27 protein-coding genes are annotated in these 18,578 nt (G+C 52.6%); 9 read left to right on the top strand and 18 right to left on the bottom strand.

Annotation, left to right across the window (positions count from 1 at the left end):
- Positions 1 to 136 precede the first annotated feature (136 nt).
- The 11 genes from QYQ99_RS27600 to QYQ99_RS27550 form a co-directional block, all read right to left on the bottom strand.
- Positions 137 to 367, bottom strand: coding sequence for a hypothetical protein (locus tag QYQ99_RS27600; RefSeq protein ID WP_131667127.1), 231 nt, complete (start codon positions 365 to 367; stop codon positions 137 to 139).
- A gap of 407 nt (positions 368 to 774) precedes the next feature.
- Complete coding sequence (locus tag QYQ99_RS27595; protein WP_034367645.1) at positions 775 to 963, bottom strand: hypothetical protein; 189 nt, start codon at positions 961 to 963, stop codon at positions 775 to 777.
- A 55-nt stretch (positions 964 to 1,018) separates the two neighbouring features.
- On the bottom strand, positions 1,019 to 1,282 hold the full coding sequence (locus QYQ99_RS27590) for a hypothetical protein (RefSeq protein WP_034367642.1): 264 nt from the start codon (positions 1,280 to 1,282) through the stop codon (positions 1,019 to 1,021).
- 93 nt (positions 1,283 to 1,375) lie between these two features.
- Complete coding sequence (locus QYQ99_RS27585; protein WP_034367639.1) at positions 1,376 to 1,930, bottom strand: M50 family metallopeptidase; 555 nt, start codon at positions 1,928 to 1,930, stop codon at positions 1,376 to 1,378.
- Positions 1,931 to 2,286: 356 nt separating this feature from the next.
- Positions 2,287 to 2,754 carry a hypothetical protein gene (locus QYQ99_RS27580; RefSeq protein WP_034367636.1) on the bottom strand — a complete coding sequence of 156 codons (468 nt, stop codon included), beginning with the start codon at positions 2,752 to 2,754 and terminating at the stop codon, positions 2,287 to 2,289.
- A 43-nt stretch (positions 2,755 to 2,797) separates the two neighbouring features.
- Positions 2,798 to 3,292, bottom strand: a complete 495-nt coding sequence (locus QYQ99_RS27575) for a hypothetical protein (RefSeq protein ID WP_157839553.1) — start codon at positions 3,290 to 3,292, stop codon at positions 2,798 to 2,800.
- 94 nt (positions 3,293 to 3,386) lie between these two features.
- Positions 3,387 to 3,725, bottom strand: coding sequence for a hypothetical protein (locus QYQ99_RS27570; RefSeq protein ID WP_157839552.1), 339 nt, complete (start codon positions 3,723 to 3,725; stop codon positions 3,387 to 3,389).
- A gap of 13 nt (positions 3,726 to 3,738) precedes the next feature.
- Complete coding sequence (locus QYQ99_RS27565; RefSeq protein WP_034367627.1) at positions 3,739 to 3,969, bottom strand: hypothetical protein; 231 nt, start codon at positions 3,967 to 3,969, stop codon at positions 3,739 to 3,741.
- Between the two features lie 47 nt (positions 3,970 to 4,016).
- A complete protein-coding gene (locus tag QYQ99_RS27560; RefSeq protein ID WP_157839551.1) occupies positions 4,017 to 4,511 on the bottom strand; it encodes a hypothetical protein in 495 nt (164 codons plus the stop codon).
- Positions 4,512 to 4,643: 132 nt separating this feature from the next.
- Positions 4,644 to 4,874, bottom strand: coding sequence for a hypothetical protein (locus QYQ99_RS27555; RefSeq protein ID WP_157839550.1), 231 nt, complete (start codon positions 4,872 to 4,874; stop codon positions 4,644 to 4,646).
- 152 nt (positions 4,875 to 5,026) lie between these two features.
- Positions 5,027 to 6,162, bottom strand: a protein-coding gene (locus QYQ99_RS27550; protein WP_120785045.1) for an IS3 family transposase whose coding sequence is annotated in 2 segments (ribosomal slippage) — positions 5,027 to 5,901 and positions 5,901 to 6,162 — 1,137 coding nt in all. Because the reading frame shifts where the segments join, the coding sequence is not laid out codon by codon here.
- 111 nt (positions 6,163 to 6,273) lie between these two features.
- On the opposite strand from QYQ99_RS27550, the gene QYQ99_RS27545 reads away from it, so the two are divergent.
- The 7 genes from QYQ99_RS27545 to QYQ99_RS27515 all read left to right on the top strand — a co-directional run bounded on the left by QYQ99_RS27545 (position 6,274) and on the right by QYQ99_RS27515 (position 11,068).
- Entirely contained in the window at positions 6,274 to 6,549 is a 276-nt protein-coding gene (locus QYQ99_RS27545; protein ID WP_034367616.1) for a hypothetical protein, read from the top strand.
- Between the two features lie 410 nt (positions 6,550 to 6,959).
- Positions 6,960 to 7,193 (top strand): hypothetical protein, encoded by a 234-nt coding sequence (locus tag QYQ99_RS27540; protein WP_157839549.1) that lies wholly within the window; start codon positions 6,960 to 6,962, stop codon positions 7,191 to 7,193.
- Positions 7,194 to 7,204: 11 nt separating this feature from the next.
- Positions 7,205 to 7,567 carry a hypothetical protein gene (locus QYQ99_RS27535; protein ID WP_302093296.1) on the top strand — a complete coding sequence of 121 codons (363 nt, stop codon included), beginning with the start codon at positions 7,205 to 7,207 and terminating at the stop codon, positions 7,565 to 7,567.
- Positions 7,568 to 7,626: 59 nt separating this feature from the next.
- Positions 7,627 to 8,762, top strand: a protein-coding gene (locus QYQ99_RS27530; protein WP_120785045.1) for an IS3 family transposase whose coding sequence is annotated in 2 segments (ribosomal slippage) — positions 7,627 to 7,888 and positions 7,888 to 8,762 — 1,137 coding nt in all. Because the reading frame shifts where the segments join, the coding sequence is not laid out codon by codon here.
- Between the two features lie 193 nt (positions 8,763 to 8,955).
- Entirely contained in the window at positions 8,956 to 9,267 is a 312-nt protein-coding gene (locus tag QYQ99_RS27525) for a type II toxin-antitoxin system HigB family toxin (RefSeq protein WP_034367592.1), read from the top strand.
- An 11-nt stretch (positions 9,268 to 9,278) separates the two neighbouring features.
- Positions 9,279 to 9,653, top strand: a complete 375-nt coding sequence (locus QYQ99_RS27520) for a helix-turn-helix domain-containing protein (RefSeq protein WP_034367852.1) — start codon at positions 9,279 to 9,281, stop codon at positions 9,651 to 9,653.
- A 974-nt stretch (positions 9,654 to 10,627) separates the two neighbouring features.
- On the top strand, positions 10,628 to 11,068 hold the full coding sequence (locus QYQ99_RS27515; protein WP_157839548.1) for a plasmid fertility inhibition factor family protein: 441 nt from the start codon (positions 10,628 to 10,630) through the stop codon (positions 11,066 to 11,068).
- 33 nt (positions 11,069 to 11,101) lie between these two features.
- On the opposite strand, the gene QYQ99_RS27510 is transcribed toward QYQ99_RS27515, so the two are convergent.
- Complete coding sequence (locus QYQ99_RS27510) at positions 11,102 to 11,593, bottom strand: hypothetical protein (protein WP_157839547.1); 492 nt, start codon at positions 11,591 to 11,593, stop codon at positions 11,102 to 11,104.
- Between the two features lie 126 nt (positions 11,594 to 11,719).
- On the opposite strand from QYQ99_RS27510, the gene QYQ99_RS27505 reads away from it, so the two are divergent.
- Positions 11,720 to 12,487, top strand: coding sequence for an abortive infection family protein (locus tag QYQ99_RS27505; protein ID WP_034367584.1), 768 nt, complete (start codon positions 11,720 to 11,722; stop codon positions 12,485 to 12,487).
- Between the two features lie 221 nt (positions 12,488 to 12,708).
- Positions 12,709 to 13,188 (top strand): hypothetical protein, encoded by a 480-nt coding sequence (locus tag QYQ99_RS27500; protein WP_034367583.1) that lies wholly within the window; start codon positions 12,709 to 12,711, stop codon positions 13,186 to 13,188.
- Between the two features lie 133 nt (positions 13,189 to 13,321).
- On the opposite strand, the gene QYQ99_RS27495 is transcribed toward QYQ99_RS27500, so the two are convergent.
- The 6 genes from QYQ99_RS27495 to QYQ99_RS27470 form a co-directional block, all read right to left on the bottom strand.
- Positions 13,322 to 13,777, bottom strand: coding sequence for a hypothetical protein (locus QYQ99_RS27495; RefSeq protein WP_052084782.1), 456 nt, complete (start codon positions 13,775 to 13,777; stop codon positions 13,322 to 13,324).
- A 72-nt stretch (positions 13,778 to 13,849) separates the two neighbouring features.
- On the bottom strand, positions 13,850 to 14,149 hold the full coding sequence (locus QYQ99_RS27490) for a hypothetical protein (RefSeq protein WP_157839546.1): 300 nt from the start codon (positions 14,147 to 14,149) through the stop codon (positions 13,850 to 13,852).
- 96 nt (positions 14,150 to 14,245) lie between these two features.
- Positions 14,246 to 14,707, bottom strand: a complete 462-nt coding sequence (locus QYQ99_RS27485; RefSeq protein WP_052084781.1) for a hypothetical protein — start codon at positions 14,705 to 14,707, stop codon at positions 14,246 to 14,248.
- Positions 14,708 to 14,783: 76 nt separating this feature from the next.
- A complete protein-coding gene (locus QYQ99_RS27480) occupies positions 14,784 to 15,770 on the bottom strand; it encodes a hypothetical protein (RefSeq protein ID WP_034367578.1) in 987 nt (328 codons plus the stop codon).
- A gap of 561 nt (positions 15,771 to 16,331) precedes the next feature.
- On the bottom strand, positions 16,332 to 18,050 hold the full coding sequence (locus QYQ99_RS27475; protein WP_157839545.1) for a hypothetical protein: 1,719 nt from the start codon (positions 18,048 to 18,050) through the stop codon (positions 16,332 to 16,334).
- Positions 18,051 to 18,225: 175 nt separating this feature from the next.
- Complete coding sequence (locus QYQ99_RS27470; RefSeq protein WP_034367572.1) at positions 18,226 to 18,528, bottom strand: hypothetical protein; 303 nt, start codon at positions 18,526 to 18,528, stop codon at positions 18,226 to 18,228.
- Between the last annotated feature and the right edge of the window lie 50 nt (positions 18,529 to 18,578).

Here is an 18,578-nt window from a genome sequence, read left to right as displayed (position 1 = left end):
CTTCAATAGTCGGCCCGTGGGGCGGCCCATCTTGGTCAGCAAGTTCCTTCTGCTGAACCAATACGTACAAAAAAACGCTCTTACGGAAAGAGCGTTGTAGATCTCATGTCAATCGAAAAGTAGCGCCTGGTTCAGCTTAACCAGGCTCGCCATCTTTTGGCTTTTGCTGCTGTTGCCTACGTTCTGCGGCTTCAAGATCTCGCTTCTTTTCCGCCTCATTGGCACGCGCTCTTTCAAGCCGCTCTTCTGCCATAGCTTCTTGCCTAACACTGCCATCGCGTCGATTGCAAAAGCTTTCCGTCTCGGAAATGCATTCAGCTCTGGCAGCTTCATATGCCGCACGGGCTTGTTCTACATCTTTACTCATGGTGTTGTCCTCCTTGTTTGTTCGGTGGACGGGTCACTCTACAGAATCAGGCGCGCGAGCGCTGCGCAATACGGAAAACGCTATGCAATAGTAGGCCTTTGTGGACAAACTGCCCCTTCCAAAGAAGGTAGGACAGAGTTTTCGCATGCGAAAAAGAGATCATGCGCAGTGCGCAGCATAGCTCTCCAGCAGCCAACAGGCTGCGCCTTCAATGTCTCCTCAACTTCGGAGACGGTGAATCTTCCCTGGCCACGATGACCTTTAGTGTCACTTCTATAACGAGCATCAAGAGTGCAATGCATCCGACCAGTAGAAATGCATGCAACACAGGCACACCACCCGGCATGTCCTGTGCTACCAATTCAAGAGTACCCCAGATCTGCTGCCACATCAGAAATGCATTCCTTCTATCTGAACATTACCTTGTACGGATCAACACCCGTAAGCATGCGCGCGATCCAACCGGAGGCAGGTAGGCTGACAAAGAACATCGTCAGCATGATCAACACATAAGGAACATCAAATGCAGCTTGTGTGAAGAACACAGCTGCCCACAATACAAATGCAATGCTGACGGAAATTGTTCGCTTCCACATACCCAGTTCCTTCTCCCTGTCTTCCCCGCAACTCTCTCATCGCGTCACAAACCTCTTAAACAACAGACTCACGCTGGCCGTTTGCCTTGATGAGTTCGACCAGCTGCTCTCGGTCAATCGACCAACGCTCAATGGTCGATGTCCCCGTGCCCTTGTATGCGTTGTTGTGCTCAAACTGGATTTCCAGCATGACTGCTTCCTTGCCATGTGGCACGAGGACAATTTCACGCGATGTGTCAACGTGCGTGCTAGATGTCTCATGAAAGTAGTCCACCAATTTGAGCTTGCCGCTCGGTGCTGGATCTCTAGTAACTGCCATGTGATCTCCTTGTATTACTTTGCGGTAGCTTCTGGTCCAGTGGCATCGCCTCGGTGGCTTGGCGCTTGGCGATGTTCATGTGTGTTTGCGCATTCAGTTGCGCTCCGCATGTATCTGTTCCAGCTTATACATATCTTCAACAATAAACTTGTACGTTTCCAAAGTTTGCGCAGGAATTTTCGGTATTTGCTGTGCGACCCTGTGCAAAGTTTCACGACCATTAATCAATCGGCTTTCCTTCAGCAATTCTGCTATTTGCTTTACGTATTGCCAAACCTCGTCCTGTTTAAGGTGCCTAAGTGCGAGTCCAACGTAGTATTCAAATGCCCATTCCTGACCAATTTCAGAAAGATGTATGTTGGCATCTTGCTCATCACCTTTATACCCAAGCAATGCTTCCTGTCTGTCCTCTCCATAAAGGCTCTTGCAATGCAGATAGTCAGCTGCCATGCCAGATGCTAGGGTCATGATTGTGCCAACCCTCGCGGCCACAGCCATGGACATGGGCGTTTGCCACGCTGTATGCCCTTGACCATTTTCCGAAGCTTCGATAGAAATCTCTGTGACGTGAAACCCGCATGACATGGCCATCACAGCGTGGCCAGCTTCGTGATATGCAGTGATTTCGAGCTGCGATCTTTGTGTCATTTTGCTTTCACTGATGCTCTAAAGCGGAATCCTGATCTTATGCGTAGGTCTACTCTTGAAGCCAACTCGCACTGGTCTGGTGAGTCACTGTTTCTCCATCGACAGCTGCCGTAACCACGGCCTCACAATACCCACCCAACTCGACTGTCACGCCACACATTGCTGCCGCATGAGCTTCGCAATAGTTCGGGAAGACTGCGACATCTACGCGTCCAGTGCGGCTATTGAAGCTCACGCGACACGGACCTTCGTGCTCTTCAGAAACATCCGACCAAGCGACACCACCGACCCAGGTTTCGCCACTTCCGGCAATTACTCGTCTGGAATATTGAGGCATGGTGATAGTGCTCCCTTGATCAAGACTTGAGACTCTGGGCACTGATGGCCTTCTCACGCTCAACGCCGCGAAGCAGTTTTTCCAAATCTGCAATTCGGTCAAAAATTTCTTCGGCGCAGGCCTGCGGACAGACTGGACTGATTGCAAAGCTGTGAAGCCGCTCAATAGTGCTGGTCAACACGTTCAGGCGATCAGTTGTCAGGAGAATCGCACCGCTGATGGATGTCACAACATCCATCGTGGTGGGCTGGCTCTTTCCAGCCTGCTCTTCTTTTGGAGTGGGTAAGGTGTGGTTGAACCAATCTTCATGTAGCCCAAGGTCTTGAGCCAGCTTGCGTGCAGCAGCCTCACCAAAAGGGTGAGCTGAACTGGTCATCTGGGATACGCGTGCCTTGCTGATGCCAGTGGAACGCACAAATTCAGCTGCTCGCCCGTAATCATGGTCAATGAGGTAATTTAGGCGGGCTTTACGGTGTGCATCATTCATGGGTTATTTCTCTAAATCTCTGGATCAAACAGAAGTGCATTTCTTAGTCCCAGAATAATGCGAGTGCAACCGCCCCCAGACCAATCAAACCCATTCCAAAACCGAACCAAATTTTGTACCAATCAGAAAGCAGTAGTTCATCTGAAACTAAGCCCGTAACCACAACACCCACGCCCAAAAAAATTGCGACGATACCAACTGACTTAATTCTCGCCTTACGTTGACCCGCAGGGCTTTCCTTTTCAGCGCGAATCGCTGCATCCATTTCATCAGCGATTGCTTGAATCTCTGGATTGTGAAATTTGGCACCTTGCCATTCTTTAGCTGTGACGTATGCCCATGAAATCAGTACCAAGCCAGCTCCCAAGCAAAGCACGAACGGCCAATGACCAAAATTCCAAAGTGCGGTCTGAATGACAACTTCGCCATCTTTTTCAAGAGTCGGCATGTTCAGGCCTGTGCAGCCCAGAAGAACAAGCAGAACGCCGATCATAAATCGGCCCCCTGCCACTCGAAAAATCCAAGCCCAAATACTCATGATGGCTTTCCATTCAGCCCGCCAAGGCAATACGGCCCCATCCCCTGCGCAGGGGAAGTGCTCCATTTTTTCTCGCGCATCGTGCCTTGATCGATCATTTGTAGCTGTCTTGATCTCGCGCCTGGGCGTTCAAATCATCAATTGCTGCATCGGACAGAAGGACGCGCAGATCAGTTGAGCCAAGCATCACATAGTCGTCCGAAATCTCATTGCAACCCGCCTCTTCAAGCAACTTCGTTGCCTTCTTTGTGAGTCGCTTGGGCTTCTGTCCCATCCCAAGCACCAGGACATTGATAGCTTCAATTGTTCGCAAATCAAATTTGCGCACCGATCCATTGGCAACGGAAAAGCCTGCTTCCCGCAACTTCGCTTCACTCTCTTCGAGATCGCGCTGCAGTTTCAGCAAGTGACGCTTTGCAGATGAGGGGGTCATCGATGTTCCTTGCTTACTCGGTGATGGCTTCCAGGCCATCCCATTCAATGACTGCACAGCGAATGCCCACCCCGGCCAACACACGAAGAGCCTGTTCGGGCGTGTCGAATGAAGAGCGCCCATTGGGCCGCATGAGTAAGGCATCGTCGCTAGTGACACTCCACCCGCTCTCCAAATGGAGGATTCGCAGCGTGTCAGGGTCAGCAGCTTGCACGAATGCTTTCAACAATAGCTTTTTCTTCATGTATCTTTCCTGCCTCCTTCAACTCTTCCTGTCGCGCTCTTTTTTTCTTATTGGTGACGTACAACGGACATCCGGTACTCTGCGCCACTGCCATCGATGGCAATGCGTGTCTCTGTGCCAGTGGACACAACTTTCTCAATGTGTTTTTGCCAACCATCACCTGTTTCGATGTCAACAACTACGTGCGCTGTGTTGTCTGCGTTGAACCGCACGACCGTAGCAAAAATTGAGAATGCATCGGGCACACCGAACTCTTTACTGATGACCGGCGTGCCTACGAGTGACACTAAAGCACGCGATTTGACGAAGGCATTTGATGCGCTGTATTTCGCAATGGAAATGGTCGCTTGCGGTAACGTTTCAGCGTCTTGCCATACCTGGTTTGCGCAAATCAGCGTTTTCGAGAAACGACCGCCGAAGGTTCCATTGCTCACATGGGCGCAAGACTCTCCCTCCACCTGTGCGGCATGAACAGCGCTCACGGTCGCAGCAATCAATGCCACCGTGGCAACCGTCTTAACTCGCATCCAACTTCTTTTCATTGACTATCCCTGTCTGTCGATCTTCAAATTATCACTGGCCCGTGCTCTCGTGCTATAGGCCTGCCGTCCTGGCGGCCTGTAGCACGTTCTTCAGAACGCTTCTTGGGGTCTACCGATGTGTGATTTCCTTTGTCAGCTCAGGGGTTGGCTATCTGCTCGCCACACCGTCAGCATGTGCTCAAACCAGCCAGGATCGAGACTATTCACTGCATAGGGAATCGAATCATCTGGGCAAAGCTCGCGCATCCGGCCTGATGCCAGGGCAACATAGCGGCGCTCACCACCAGACAGGACCCCAGTGCGGTCATAGTTGCCAGCCCATGCTTCACGGGCAATTTCGTCCAAGTGCTCAAGTTGAGTCATTCTTCTTTCCTTGATGTCAAAATGAACTAGCTAATTTAGCCAAGATGGCGCGGGCGTTAGCTTTAGCTTCTTGTATGCCGCCATGCATTCCTCGAGAAGTGGTCCCGGTCGTTTGAACAATTGAGTCCAGTTGCTAAGCGAGATCACCGGGGTTATGCCGCCTGCATTTGTGCAAACGGCAATGCTGCAAAGTACGCTTCATCAGGGGTAGCTTGGCTGTGTGCCTGATGGGGGCGTTGTGAATTGTAGAACTGCAAGTATTGTGCAATCCCACAGCGTGCGGCACGCACGCTGTCATAGGCTTTGAGATAGATTTCCTCGTACTTGATGGAGCGCCACAGGCGCTCCACGAAGACGTTGTCACGCCATGCCCCTTTGCCATCCATAGAGATGCGAATACCGTGGCGTTTGAGCTGTGCGGTGAAGGCTTCGCTGGTGAATTGGCTGCCCTGATCGGTGTTGAAGATGGCAGGCGTTCCCCAGCGGGCAATAGCCTCTTGCACGGCATCCACGCAAAACTGCACGTCCATCGTATTGGACAGTCGCCAAGCCAAGACCTTGCGGCTGTACCAGTCCACCACAGCGCAAAGGTACAGCCACCCTTTGTGCATTCGCACATAGGTGATGTCCATGGCCCAAACTTGGTTGGCATACGTCACGGACTTATTCCTCAACAGGTACGGGTAGATCTTGTGCTGCGGATGACGAGCACTGGTACGAGGTTGGCAGTACAGCGCCGTGATGCACATGCGCTTCATCAGCGTGCGCACATGCCTGCGGCCTACGCAATGCCCTTGGCGCTGCAACAACCCACGCAGCATGCGTGAGCCCGCAAATGGGTGGGCTACATGTAACGCATCCAAGGTGTGGGCCAACGAAACTTGCTCACTGTTTGGTGACTTGCGGCGGTAATAAATAGAGCCACGACTGATTTGCATAAGTTGGGCTTGGCGAGCCAGCGACAAGCTATGACCGCGGTCAATCATCGACCTACGCTGAGCAATCCCGCTTTGCTCAGCGCACCTTGCAAAAAATCCTTCTCTAAGGTCAGTTGACCAATCTTGGCGTGAAGCTCTTTAAGGTCGACCGCAGGGGTTGTGGGCGCAGGAGCTGCGCCAAACACGTCAGCAGCCCGCTCCAGCAGCATGCGTTTCCAATCTGCAATCTGGCTGGGGTGAACTTCATATTGCTGAGCCAGCTCAGCAACCGTGCGCTCTCCGCGCACGGCTTCTAGTGCCACCTTCGCTTTAAATACGGGGCTGTGCTTGCGTCGGGATTTGATGGTCATAGATCTCTCCAGGTTCGGCCTGTTGTCAGGTCATTTTTACGGGGAAAGATCTCGCTTAGCTAGCTGTTCAAAAAACTGGAACCACTTCTCAGATAGGAAAACATCAATCTCATGATTGCAGCACTAAAAGCCGATTTGGCAACGCTGGGCACTCAAGTGAAAGTCACAGCAGGTGCCAGAGAAGAGAGCTTGACGATTGATCTTCCAGGCGGAAAGTGGATCACGATTAAGCGCTCCCCACTTGCAAAGTATCGGAATGGCGATTCGTTCGATGTTTGGATGCCGCCCTCTAAGCCGGGGATGGGCGGTGATGTAGCGCCAAGTAAGTCGGCGCGTGAAGTGTTTGAGCTGGTGCAGCGCTATGTGGCTGCATCCATCAGTGCTTAATCAAGGAAACCAGCGGGCGATGTGACGCGGGCAATCTCAGATCAAATCGAGGCACAGGCACAAGCTTGGTTGACAGGTGCGGTTGCGAGCCGTTAAGGAGAAAACAATGAACCCTTTTGCAGCCTTTTTTAGATACACGTTCTTTCGATTCACCTTGGGGATGATCTTTCTAGGCTATACCAGCGCAACTTTCTTGACAGCTCCTGATTACATCAACGGGGAATGGCTCTTTCAATCAAGATTGTGGCCTTATGCGATGTGGAAGTGTGTCTTGATGGGTGCAGTTAGTTCAATCCTGCTCGCATGGGCTTTAGTGACTGCACGAGAGTATGCAAATGCCCCTTGCTACCCAACCTAGCAAACGAGCAATCAAGGAATTCCGTCTTTCGCCCGGGAAACTAGAGAGAGCCATGTCTACTGAACAAATCCAGGCCGAAGTTGGTCAGCAAGCCGGGGCAGCAATTGAAGCTGCTCAAGCAGAAGCCATGAAGATCATGGCCGCAGCGAAACGCCAGATTGAGAATTTGGGCCTTGAAGTTTCGCTGATTACACGTTGTCCGAACGGCTCCAAATGGCCGGTGCTGATGCTTGAGGCTGGACAGAGCTACGCCGACATTGAGGCTGTGCGAAACGGCCAGCGATAAAGAAGGAAAACATGACGCACACCTATGCGCCGAAAGCCACCATGAACCCCGTTCGACTTGATGACAACCATAACGGTAAATTCACCGCTTGGATTCTTAGCACCAGCTTTACCGGCAGCTATGAAGAGTGCCAAAGCTGGCTGAGAGGCCATGGCGAGCACATTACATGGAGCGTTAGCCCCGCGCAGGGAATGGGGCCTACGTACCACCATCTAATAGGTCTGAGCAGGCCTATGCTCTTGAACTGCACAAGCGAAGAAGCTCACAAGATCGCCGCAGCCGAAGAAATGTACAAATCGCTAAAAGCTCTGCAAGACGTTGGAATGCTTGAAGATGATTCACGAAGAAGTGGTTCCAGTTTTTTGAACAGCTAGCTAAGCGAGATCTTTCCCCGTAAAAATGACCTGACAACAGGCCGAACCTGGAGAGATCTATGACCATCAAATCCCGACGCAAGCACAGCCCCGTATTTAAAGCGAAGGTGGCACTAGAAGCCGTGCGCGGAGAGCGCACGGTTGCTGAGCTGGCTCAGCAATATGAAGTTCACCCCAGCCAGATTGCAGATTGGAAACGCATGCTGCTGGAGCGGGCTGCTGACGTGTTTGGCGCAGCTCCTGCGCCCACAACCCCTGCGGTCGACCTTAAAGAGCTTCACGCCAAGATTGGTCAACTGACCTTAGAGAAGGATTTTTTGCAAGGTGCGCTGAGCAAAGCGGGATTGCTCAGCGTAGGTCGATGATTGACCGCGGTCATAGCTTGTCGCTGGCTCGCCAAGCCCAACTTATGCAAATCAGTCGTGGCTCTATTTATTACCGCCGCAAGTCACCAAACAGTGAGCAAGTTTCGTTGGCCCACACCTTGGATGCGTTACATGTAGCCCACCCATTTGCGGGCTCACGCATGCTGCGTGGGTTGTTGCAGCGCCAAGGGCATTGCGTAGGCCGCAGGCATGTGCGCACGCTGATGAAGCGCATGTGCATCACGGCGCTGTACTGCCAACCTCGTACCAGTGCTCGTCATCCGCAGCACAAGATCTACCCGTACCTGTTGAGGAATAAGTCCGTGACGTATGCCAACCAAGTTTGGGCCATGGACATCACCTATGTGCGAATGCACAAAGGGTGGCTGTACCTTTGCGCTGTGGTGGACTGGTACAGCCGCAAGGTCTTGGCTTGGCGACTGTCCAATACGATGGACGTGCAGTTTTGCGTGGATGCCGTGCAAGAGGCTATTGCCCGCTGGGGAACGCCTGCCATCTTCAACACCGATCAGGGCAGCCAATTCACCAGCGAAGCCTTCACCGCACAGCTCAAACGCCACGGTATTCGCATCTCTATGGATGGCAAAGGGGCATGGCGTGACAACGTCTTCGTGGAGCGCCTGTGGCGCTCCATCAAGTACGAGGAAATCTATCTCAAAGCCTATGACAGCGTGCGTGCCGCACGCTGTGGGATTGCACAATACTTGCAGTTCTACAATTCACAACGCCCCCATCAGGCACACAGCCAAGCTACCCCTGATGAAGCGTACTTTGCAGCATTGCCGTTTGCACAAATGCAGGCGGCATAACCCCGGTGATCTCGCTTAGCAACTGGACTCAATTGTTCAAACGACCGGGACCACTTCTGTCAGGTCATCCAATGTATTCACGCGTGCGGATGGATATCGTGCGTTTTCGTATGCAAAAACGCAATCCATCTGAAGAGTGAGGGATTGTCTTGAAGAACTGGCGGTAGTCCCAAATTGGGACTATCATGGACGCATGCACATTGTTTCACGGGCTATCTTGACCGCCTTCTACAGCCAACCTAGATATGCCGATTCCCGTGATGCAATAGAAGCGTGGTTCGAAGTGGCGACAAAAGCGCAATGGCGCTCGCCTGCAGATGTGAAAGCCGCATTTGGCAATGCCAGCATCGTTGGCAACAACCGTGTGGTCTTCAACATCAAAGGCAACGACTATCGCCTCATTGTCGCCATCGCATACAAGATGCAATGGGCCTACGTGAAATTCGTAGGCACGCACAAGCAATATGACGCAATCGACGCTGCAACGGTCGATAATTCGAAATGAAAGGAGCCACCATGCAAATCCGCCCTATCCGCTGCGAAGCCGATTACAAGGCCATGCTGGCTGAAGTCTCGGCACTCATTGACCTTGACCCCGATGCCGACTCGCCCGAAGGCGAGCGCCTGGAGGTGCTGGGCCTGCTGGTCGAAGCATACGAGGAAAAGAAGTTCCCCATTGCAGCACCTACCCCGATTGAAGCCATTAGATTCTGCATGGAACAAGGTGGGCTGACCGTGGCCGATATGAAGCCCTACATTGGCTCTCCTAACCGCGTGTATGAAGTGCTCAACGGTACTCGCCAGCTCTCGCTGGCCATGATCCGTCGCTTGATGACGTTGGGCATCCCAGCGGAAGTCCTGGTGGGGCATGAAGACCCGGTGCACACCTGAACCTACTTCCCTTTAAACCCCAAAAGCTGTCCCAGGACAGCTTTTTTTTCGACCCTACTTTTTTGATCTTTCCGAGGTCGGCGCTGCAGCGCGAGGAAACTTGGCGAAGTATGCCGTCATGGATAAAAGCGCGCGCTTTACGTGTTGTGGGCAATGGTGCTCACAGTAAACACGGAGCTTCCTTTGCCTAAATATCTCATCTACTTTCTGTTGGCCATCACTCTCTTTCTTATGAGCACTCCTGCGCTTTAGCGGAAAGTTGACCAACAACCTTTTGGCGTGGTCTTGCGGTCGCCGCCGTGGTCAGGATCTGGCCTAGTGGGTAGCGCCTCGCGGCAGCGCTTAGTGCTCGGCACTGTCTATGGCCGGGGGTTTCATGGTCGGTCGTCGATCAGCTGCTGCAGGGTCGCCAGATGGCCCTGCAGTTCCTCGGTGCCAGTCAGGTGCACTCGGATCTAGCCGCAGGCAGCTGCTGGCCCAGCTGGTGCATATCTTTCCGTTGTTGGCCTGGTGTGCCATGAAAATTCAATGCTGCAACTGACTAAACTCTTATGCTCTGACCTTCACATTTACCGGAATAGAAATGGCGATTTTTCGAGAAAGAGACGGCGACGGGGTTATCACAACAACGTCCATAGGAGAAGACACTTTCATCCTCAAAGGCTCTGGTTCGATCCTAGCTCAAGGGGCTGCAGAAATTTTTGCTAAGAGACACGGGCTGGAGCGTGACTCCATGACGTTCTCCTTCAGAATTCCGAATCGGGTTCTCCATGGCCGAGTCTTGGTTGACTTGAGTGCTAACAAGTATTTTCAGAAAGTCTGACCCCTTCCGGTGCCTCCCTCAGCAAGCCTCTGTAGGAAGGCTGATCAAGCGCCCGTCAAAGGGTATAGAGGTCCCGGAAACACACTTGCAGCATTGATAGGTTTTCATCTTCATCAGAGCCTTCGCGGCTCCTGCAACCGAAAAATCTTCAATGGTTTCAACTCCTCAACAGTGGACTGTCCAGCTTGCCCATACACATGCGCCCTACTCTCAGATCTTCCTGCAGCGCACCCTCCCAGACCATTCGTGGTATTCCGTTGTAGTTGTTGACGTAGCGAAGTTCATGGCTTGCGTACGCAACGGCAATCAGTTGCGGATTCCAGAAATCCAGTTGTGGAGTGACGAAAAGCGTGAGGGCTTATATTCTCACCTGGACCCATCTGGTGTAGGCGTACCCGTGATGCCTCGTGCCTCCATCGAAGAAGTACAAGTCAAGCGCTGGTTTGGCTTGGTGCCACCAAGCATTCATGCAGTCGTCTCATTCACCAATGGACGACACCGATCAGCTTACATGGAGTTCGCTGGCGCTACACAGATGCCTGTTGAAGTGCTCACCGATCAAGTTGATCTTTTTGTTAGGCACTGCACCTGACTACAGATCCTCTATTCTTAGAGTGCGCTCACTCTAAAAAGCAGGAGCTGATTTTTGGCATTGATAGCGCCAAGTCCCAGCCTTTGGGAGTGTGCCTCCATGCTTGCTTTTCCACGAGGCAATTGTTTCGTCCGACAAGATGAATGTATGGGTCATTGCTCCGGTGACTCTGTTTATGTTCAGAACCTGGCCTTTGCCTACAGCTTTGACATGGTGGCTATTGAACTCAATAGTTGCCCCGCCAAATTGAGTCGTCCCGTCCGTGTTTTCAATTCTATTGACGGACTCTTTCAATACGAGAGTGATGCGCTTCGGCTTCTCTACAAGTAGCGACGCTATCCCGTCACCCGAAATGATGTTCAAAATGTGCTCGTCTTCATTCTTGGGAGGCTTTTTGTACAAATCGAGTTTTCCAAGATTCGCGTCAGAAACTTTGTCGCACACGATCAGAACACTGTCTGGAGAGCTTGCGCTTGCGTTAGCAGTTAGCAGGACCCCTATGATGGTCAATAGTGCATGTTTCACACATCCTCCCAGTATGTGTACCTCTATGAATTCATTCTAGATGACTGCGCCTCCACGCATCGAGCTTAAGACTAGGCTCTCATTGAGCACCACTCTAGGTTAGATTGCTCCTTTCAGGGAGGCGATATGAACCATGATTTGTTAGAAGATTCGGCCTGGCGTGGCCCATTGCTGCTTGCAATGCAGCGGGCAATATTGACCGAATTTACTGCAGCCGATTGGCGTGAGATTGGCTATGAGACGGGGCTTCAGGACTACATCACCAAGCATCCGCGCCTTCTGCGTAGTCTGTCCTGGAATGATGCTGACTACAGCAATCATGTATTTGCGGTGCTTGAGCATTTTTCACGGCAGGACATTCAAGCCTTGGTTGCGGTTATCCAACATCCAAAAATTCGTCCCCACCTGGAGCGAGATCAACCGGGAAAGCTGATCTCGATGGGCTACCAAGCAGGGCATGTTCCCCCCGTGGCGCAACATATTTCTGCATCAGAGGCTGTTCGTCTTGCTTTGGCCGATGCGGATAATTTGCTTGCAACCTCTGGGGCACCTAGCACTATTGACCGTCTCCATACCGCTATGCATGGATACCTAAAAACCATGTGCCAAGAAAGCGGAATCGAACTCCCAGACGGTGCAACCTTGACCGTGGCCTACAAGGCATTGCGTGCGCAACATCCTGCGCTGCAATCACTCGGGAATCACGATGGTGATATAGGGAAAATTTTGGCCCCCTTCGCAGCCGTTCTCGATGCCATCAATACCCTGCGTAACCACGGCAGCATCGCTCACCCCAACGAGAGCATTGTCGGTACGCCGGAGGCTGCTTTGGTCGTTAACGCCGTCCGAACGATGTTTCACTACCTGAACCAGAAGCTTAGGCCATCGAGTTGAAGCGTTCTTTGCGTAAGTGTCCTGCCATGCAAGGAAGCTTGAAATCCAGGCCAGTAGCGCTATGGTTAGAAATCCGAGGATAATCCGGGTCAGCGGTTCTGGCAGGAACCCGCCTCTCGACACTGCAAAGCCACCCAGCACTGCCCTCAAGTCCGCAGGCACTTTCGTGTTTGAAGAACGGTGGTCGAGAGACGATTCTTTCCCTCAAACAGGAGAGTTCCATGCCCACTGAGACCACATCGCTCAATACGCTTGAAAGCATCAAGCGCCTCGCAAAAGCTATCAAGAAAGACGCCGGGATCAAGCACTTCGCTGCGCTTGACCAGGCTGCAATGCGCGCGGGTTTCGCCAACTACGCTCATGCACAACGCACCTTGAAGGATGCGCGACCTTCTACAACACATGACGAACCAAGCGTTGCGAATCAGCTCCTAGATCCGAAGTTGCTGCTTGCGACGGAAACCGAGGACGAGGATCTTCCCTCTCTCCCCACGGTCGCGCTGATGCAGATGGTCAAATCTGCTGCTGCCAAATCTGCAGACGGCGTGGCCCATCTTTCGTACTCCGACTTGGCTGCTGCAATTCATGATTCACGTCCAATGTCTGGACGAGAAAAGCAACGGTTGCGTAAGCAGTTCGCTCGGGCGGGGGAAGAAGCTCTGAAGCAAGGCTTGAAGTGGGATTTCGTGCTAACCACCTGAGCGGTCACTTGAGCAACTACGTGTTGCCCATCTTTCCGTGGTCGCGTGACACCCAAGGAATGTGCAGCCCAGAGCACCAATGAAAAAAGCCCAGTCAATCCGACGATTGAGCTGGGCTTGTTAGGAGTCGCAATTACATACCTGAGGTTACGTCATCATGAGCTTTTTCAGCGTGGTTTCCATACGCCTCAAGAGCACGTTTCAATGCCGGAACCTCCTGGGGATCAAAGCACACAAACGGTGCTTCATACCCCGCCTCGGAGGCCATCTTTTCAGCCAGATCGTAATGCTCGCCAAGGTCAATTTGATCTTGGGTTGCAGCAACATCAAAGACGGGCATATCGCTACTGCCACTTGCATTTCTGCATGCAACAACAACCTTGATAGTGCTACTGGTCTGTATGTCTGAAAGACTGATGCCACGGCACTTGGCCAGAGCACAGACCGCATCTTTGTAGCTACGTTGGAATGCACCAAGCTCAGGATGAGCTGGCACGATAAATCCTGACACAGTCACATCAAAAATTGGTCGCTCAGTCTGTCCAAGCAAGTCATGGTATTCGTCCACGGTGAAGACTTTTTGGTTCATTTCTATCTCCTATTGGTAGAGACAGACACAGGCCCTTGGGCTGCATGTGCCCGTCTGGGTTTCTAAATATCGTCAAACAACAGAGTTGGCCTTGGGGCCGCGCTTGCGGGATGCAATGCGGGCTTTCAGGCGTTCATTCGCTTCTTGACGCAGTTGGGTAAAAGTCGGCAGCTTCATTTTCAAGGTGTGCATCTCAGCCAATTCCTCTTGAGTGAGGAAATCGACGGTAGCGCCACCATGCAGAGCTACAAACCTATCGCTAGCCTCACGCTTTCGCCCTTCGCCCAGTGCCGAGATTTCGTCAATCCGCTGAACGACCATTTCTAGGGACTGAGCAGCCGCAGTTGACGTTTGAACAGACATATCAGACATGCCAGATTCCATTTGAGGATGAGCATGCCCCGGAAGGGCAAGGCCCATCCGGGTTTAAACATATCTTCGCTTTCCTGACCTATGAACCCCGCCGCCTTATGGCAGCGTAAAGCTCATAAGCCATTCAGGGCCAAGACGATTGCGAAGTTGACGCAACAGATGCCCATCGGGCATCGTCGCATCCTTTCCCGAAGTCCAAGCGGCTGACAGTCGGCCTTTCCAGTCAGCGCCAGCACGCTTCGCAAAGCGTGAGAGGGCGGCAAGCTGTTCCGGCGTGGGGTCTTCTTCCTGGTCCTCAGATCCCAGTCCAGTGTTCAATGTGTCGGTCACTTCCTTCAGTGCAGAAATCTGCGCTTGAAAAGCGGGGTCGTCACTTGCGCACAGTGGCTCAATATCAACCTTTGCGTGGTTGGCATTGCAGTTCAAACATGCCTTCATCCATTCCACCGTATCAGCCTGGTTCTTGAAGCGATTTTCAAAAGCCGCGCCTGCTGGTGTTGTCACGATGAGCTTTGCAATCACAGTGATGGTTTGGGGTTCGTTGCTAAATGCGTTCATTTCCAATCTCCTAAATTGGAAAGGCGCGGCCCAGAGGGCGACAACGCCCTTCCGGGTTAAACAAAAAGCTTTCGTTTCAGACTGCTACATCAGATGCAAAGCACACCTTCACATAGCCATCCTTATCCTGATATCCAGGCCAGCCCTTGCTGCAACTGCTCATATCGCCTGGGCAATAGTTGCAGTGGCCGCATGAGGCGCAGAGATCGTCATCGCTGATGCTTTTGACACCAGAAGTCTGGATCTTGACCAGCTCACCGCGCAGCAGGTCATAGGCCTTGCTTACAGAGATGAAGTGCTCGCCATCCTTAGCAGGCTCATCGCACTGCTCGTAGACCTTCGCAGTGGTGAAAGCCCCCCAGCAATCGCCTTCCCAAAACCCCTGCCTTTCGTTCTCAAACTCTTCTTCGGAGAAGAGAACGTGCAACTTGGATTCGAGGGTCAGTATTGCGGGCACGAACCCGAGAATGCGGTGCAGTACCGCGTTCACGCTTTCGCCTGGATGCTCCTGATATGCGCCCTTCAAAAGACGCACTTGCATCACTTCAAGGTGCTTGAGCAAGTCCTGTTCATCGGGTACCGGCCAGTCAAGCCCTTGGGGCAAGACATCGCACAGCAAACTAGGCACATAGGCTTGATAGCCCTTGCTTTGCAGCAAAGCATATTGGCCCAATCCTTCGTCGTTGTCGGTGTACCAAACCCACACGGGGTTATCGACAGGCAACATCGAAGGCATCTGTTGACGAAAACCCAGCAGCAGCAAGTGCTTGTCGGATTCCGTCTGTGTGTAAGCATCATGTTCGGTGACAGCATTACTGCCGCCGAACATCGCTTCCATGGCCAGGGACTCCATCATTTTCTGAGGGAGAACCAGACCATGCTTCGCAGTCACAGTGAGCAACCAGCCCGAGTCTTTCGGCCCAGTTTCTGCTAGTGAGGTGTAGTAGACATCACCCTCAGAGCTGATGTTGGCAAAGAACGATTCCGTTGGGCGGTCGTAACCGCATTCAAGAACCAGTTCAACACCATTGACGCTCGTTTGTTTGATGAAGTGCTTGGACATGGGATTCCTTTCGTGGGGAAGTGAAAGGGCACCGCGCCCCATAGGGCAAGACAGCGCCCCATAGGGTTGAAGAAAGTTGGGAAAGAACAGATTCAGCGACTACACATTTGCAGTCGCTACTGGGTCAGACTCCTGAGGAGCCTATTCATTGAGAAACGAGGAACGCGTCCCAGGCCTCGGTGGGCTTGGCTACGGCTTCCACAGCTTGATGGGTCCATCCCTCATCGGGTGGTTTGTGAAAAGAATGCTCACTGGCGATCATCTTCTTTCGCGGGTTGAAGATGCGCGCAGCACCCTTCAGGGCAGCTGTCGCCCATCTGGGTTAGAAAAGGCCGCGAGGCCTGCCAAAAAGCTGTTTGTTTGCGGAGGCCAGCTACCTCACGTTTTCGTTCCGAAAGGAACAAAATCAATCTGCCCAGTATGCCCCTACCGCATGGTCTTCGGCCTCTGCGCATTGGCCCAATCTGGGCGGTGTTTCGTCACGACAAAGCACCGTAGCTCATTGCCAGAATAAAAAAAGCCCAGCCAATCCCTGTAAGGATCGAGCTGGGCTTTTTGCTGTCACAGCAAGGCAATTTGCGCTGTATGGAGCTGGTCGCATCTGTGCTCCAGGTCCAACCAGGCGCGCTGGCCATGCAGTTCATGCTCCTGTCGCCATTGCGAGCGACGCAAGATCTCATCGGTCATCCGGCTTTGGCCAGTGGCGAGAGAAATTGTGCCCATGCGCAAATAGGTCTTGAAGCCATAAGTCCAGTCGCTGCAAGACGGATCGCAATAGCTCGCAATGTAGTCTTCGGCCAGGAACTCCAAAAAGTCTGCTGCTCCCACAGCGTCTACCGAGAAAGCATCCGCCTCTTCGTAGTCACACACCAATGCACCGTTGGAAAGGGATTTGAGGCCCACGTTGCACGAGTCTGCATACATCTCCAGGCCCACATCACGCAGACCGACTGCGCTTTTGATGCCTGTGACCTTGTACCAATCATCGCCCACATGAATGCGGCCCACTTTGGGTACGTCCGTTTTGGGGAAGACTGGTACTACCGGCGCTTCCTCCCATCCATCATTGTTCTGAAGATCCAGATAGATCTTCAAAGCGCTGAAAGGAGGGGCGATTGCGTACAAAGACCAACGAGCATCTATGGCAAAAAGCTGTTGAATGCTGATGATCTGCACACCGGACTTTCTTTCGGCAGTCAGGGTGTAGACCAAGAGCTTTTTCAGGGTGTCTGGCGAGTATGTGTCTGCGCCGATCTCGATGTAGCCATCACTGGCAATCGAGCGGCCCACAAACTGCCGCATGCTCCAGTCATACTGAGTGTTGGCAATCCAGTTGCGTAGCCGGTTCAAGGGTTTCATGAAACCGTAGCGCACCAAGTCAGAATCAATCATCTGCTCTGCTGATCTGTCATGCGGTCCGATGCGAGTGCATGCCCAGCATCCTGTGCGCGCTCCGCACGGTTTGCTACTTCCCGACATTTTCATGTCGGCAACGATCACACACGACGAACCTCCTGCAGCCTTGTAAAGCTCCATGGTGTCGGAGAAATCGCTATAGCTGTCATACACACCAGCTGCACACATCCCCAGATGCTCCCAAACGTCATCGACGGTGTGAAGCAATATTGGTGACGCGCGAAGATGACCTTGATCATTCACCCACATCCCTTCGGCAGACTCCTGACGCTCTTCAATACGCTTATCGCGCGCTGCAGATTCGTTCTGGCGCACACCAGTCATGACCACAGGTGCTTTCCAATCACCGAGATTCGGTGCTGAGCGCATCAGCTGGTTGAGCAGCTTAGTGTTCACCTTGACCTTCAGATCAGTTGAGCAATCCGGGCGACTTGAGGCGAATGCAGGTAGCGCCCGCCCGCCAATCACTCGGACAGGGAAAGAGTCGTTCAGATCTGGATAGCCAAGCAACACCCGAAGATCGAGCTGATGACGCTGTGCAAACAGCTCCATCTTTTTAAGCTCTGCCAGCGCCAACCTTGCAACCACTGGGTTTTCAATGCCAGTCTGACTGTGAACTATGACGATGGGTGGCACCTCATAGCCCTGCGTTTTCAGCTCGGCACCCGTCAGCAAAATGACGCTGGCCAGGACCGAGCTGTCTTTACCTGCAGAGAACGCACCGACACAGATGTGCCGAGCTTTCATAATGTCCGAGACGATACGACGAGCGCGATCCTCAGCTGACTCCAGCCTCACGCTAACAAGCGCCGTGGTGGACCCGACATCACTTGCTGCCTCATGGAAAAGGTCTAGCGTTTTCATTTTGATCTCCTGAATCAAATCAGGGCGATCTCCCCCACAGGGGCTGAATCGCCCCATGGGGTTGAAAAAGACCGCTAAGCGGACTCAAAGGGTTGGATAGGGATCAATCAAGGATGGTTGCCCCTACTCAGTCGGTGAAGGCAATTGATTGCCTGTGTCCTAGCCGAATGCCTTATCAGGCAAGCAGGCACTCTTCGATTTCTGTCCAGCGATATCGCTGCGCAAAACGAAACTCAGGGCTTGAGAAAGCATCAAACCGAACCTCTTGTGCGGCCTTGGCCACATCAGAACTCGGGACTCGCCACAACCCGCTCAGAAAGCGCGAGAACTTTCCATTGACAAGATAGACGCCATCCTTTGAAGGTGGCACGGTCCCCTTGTAGCTGGCCTTGGTTGGAGCCTTGGCACTCTCCCCTTCCAAACTGGTGAAGGAAACGGCCCAGGCCTGCAGCGGTTGAGGTTGTACGTGTATTGACATATCCACTCCGTATGAAATGGACAGACCCCGGCCCAAGGGCAACAGAGGCC

Origin of the sequence: Comamonas testosteroni (assembly GCF_030505195.1) — a bacterium.
GTDB classification, from domain to species: Bacteria; Pseudomonadota; Gammaproteobacteria; order Burkholderiales; family Burkholderiaceae_C; genus Comamonas; species Comamonas testosteroni_G.
Note: the sequence above shows the minus strand (reverse complement) of the source record. Positions and strands in the feature narration are given on the sequence as shown.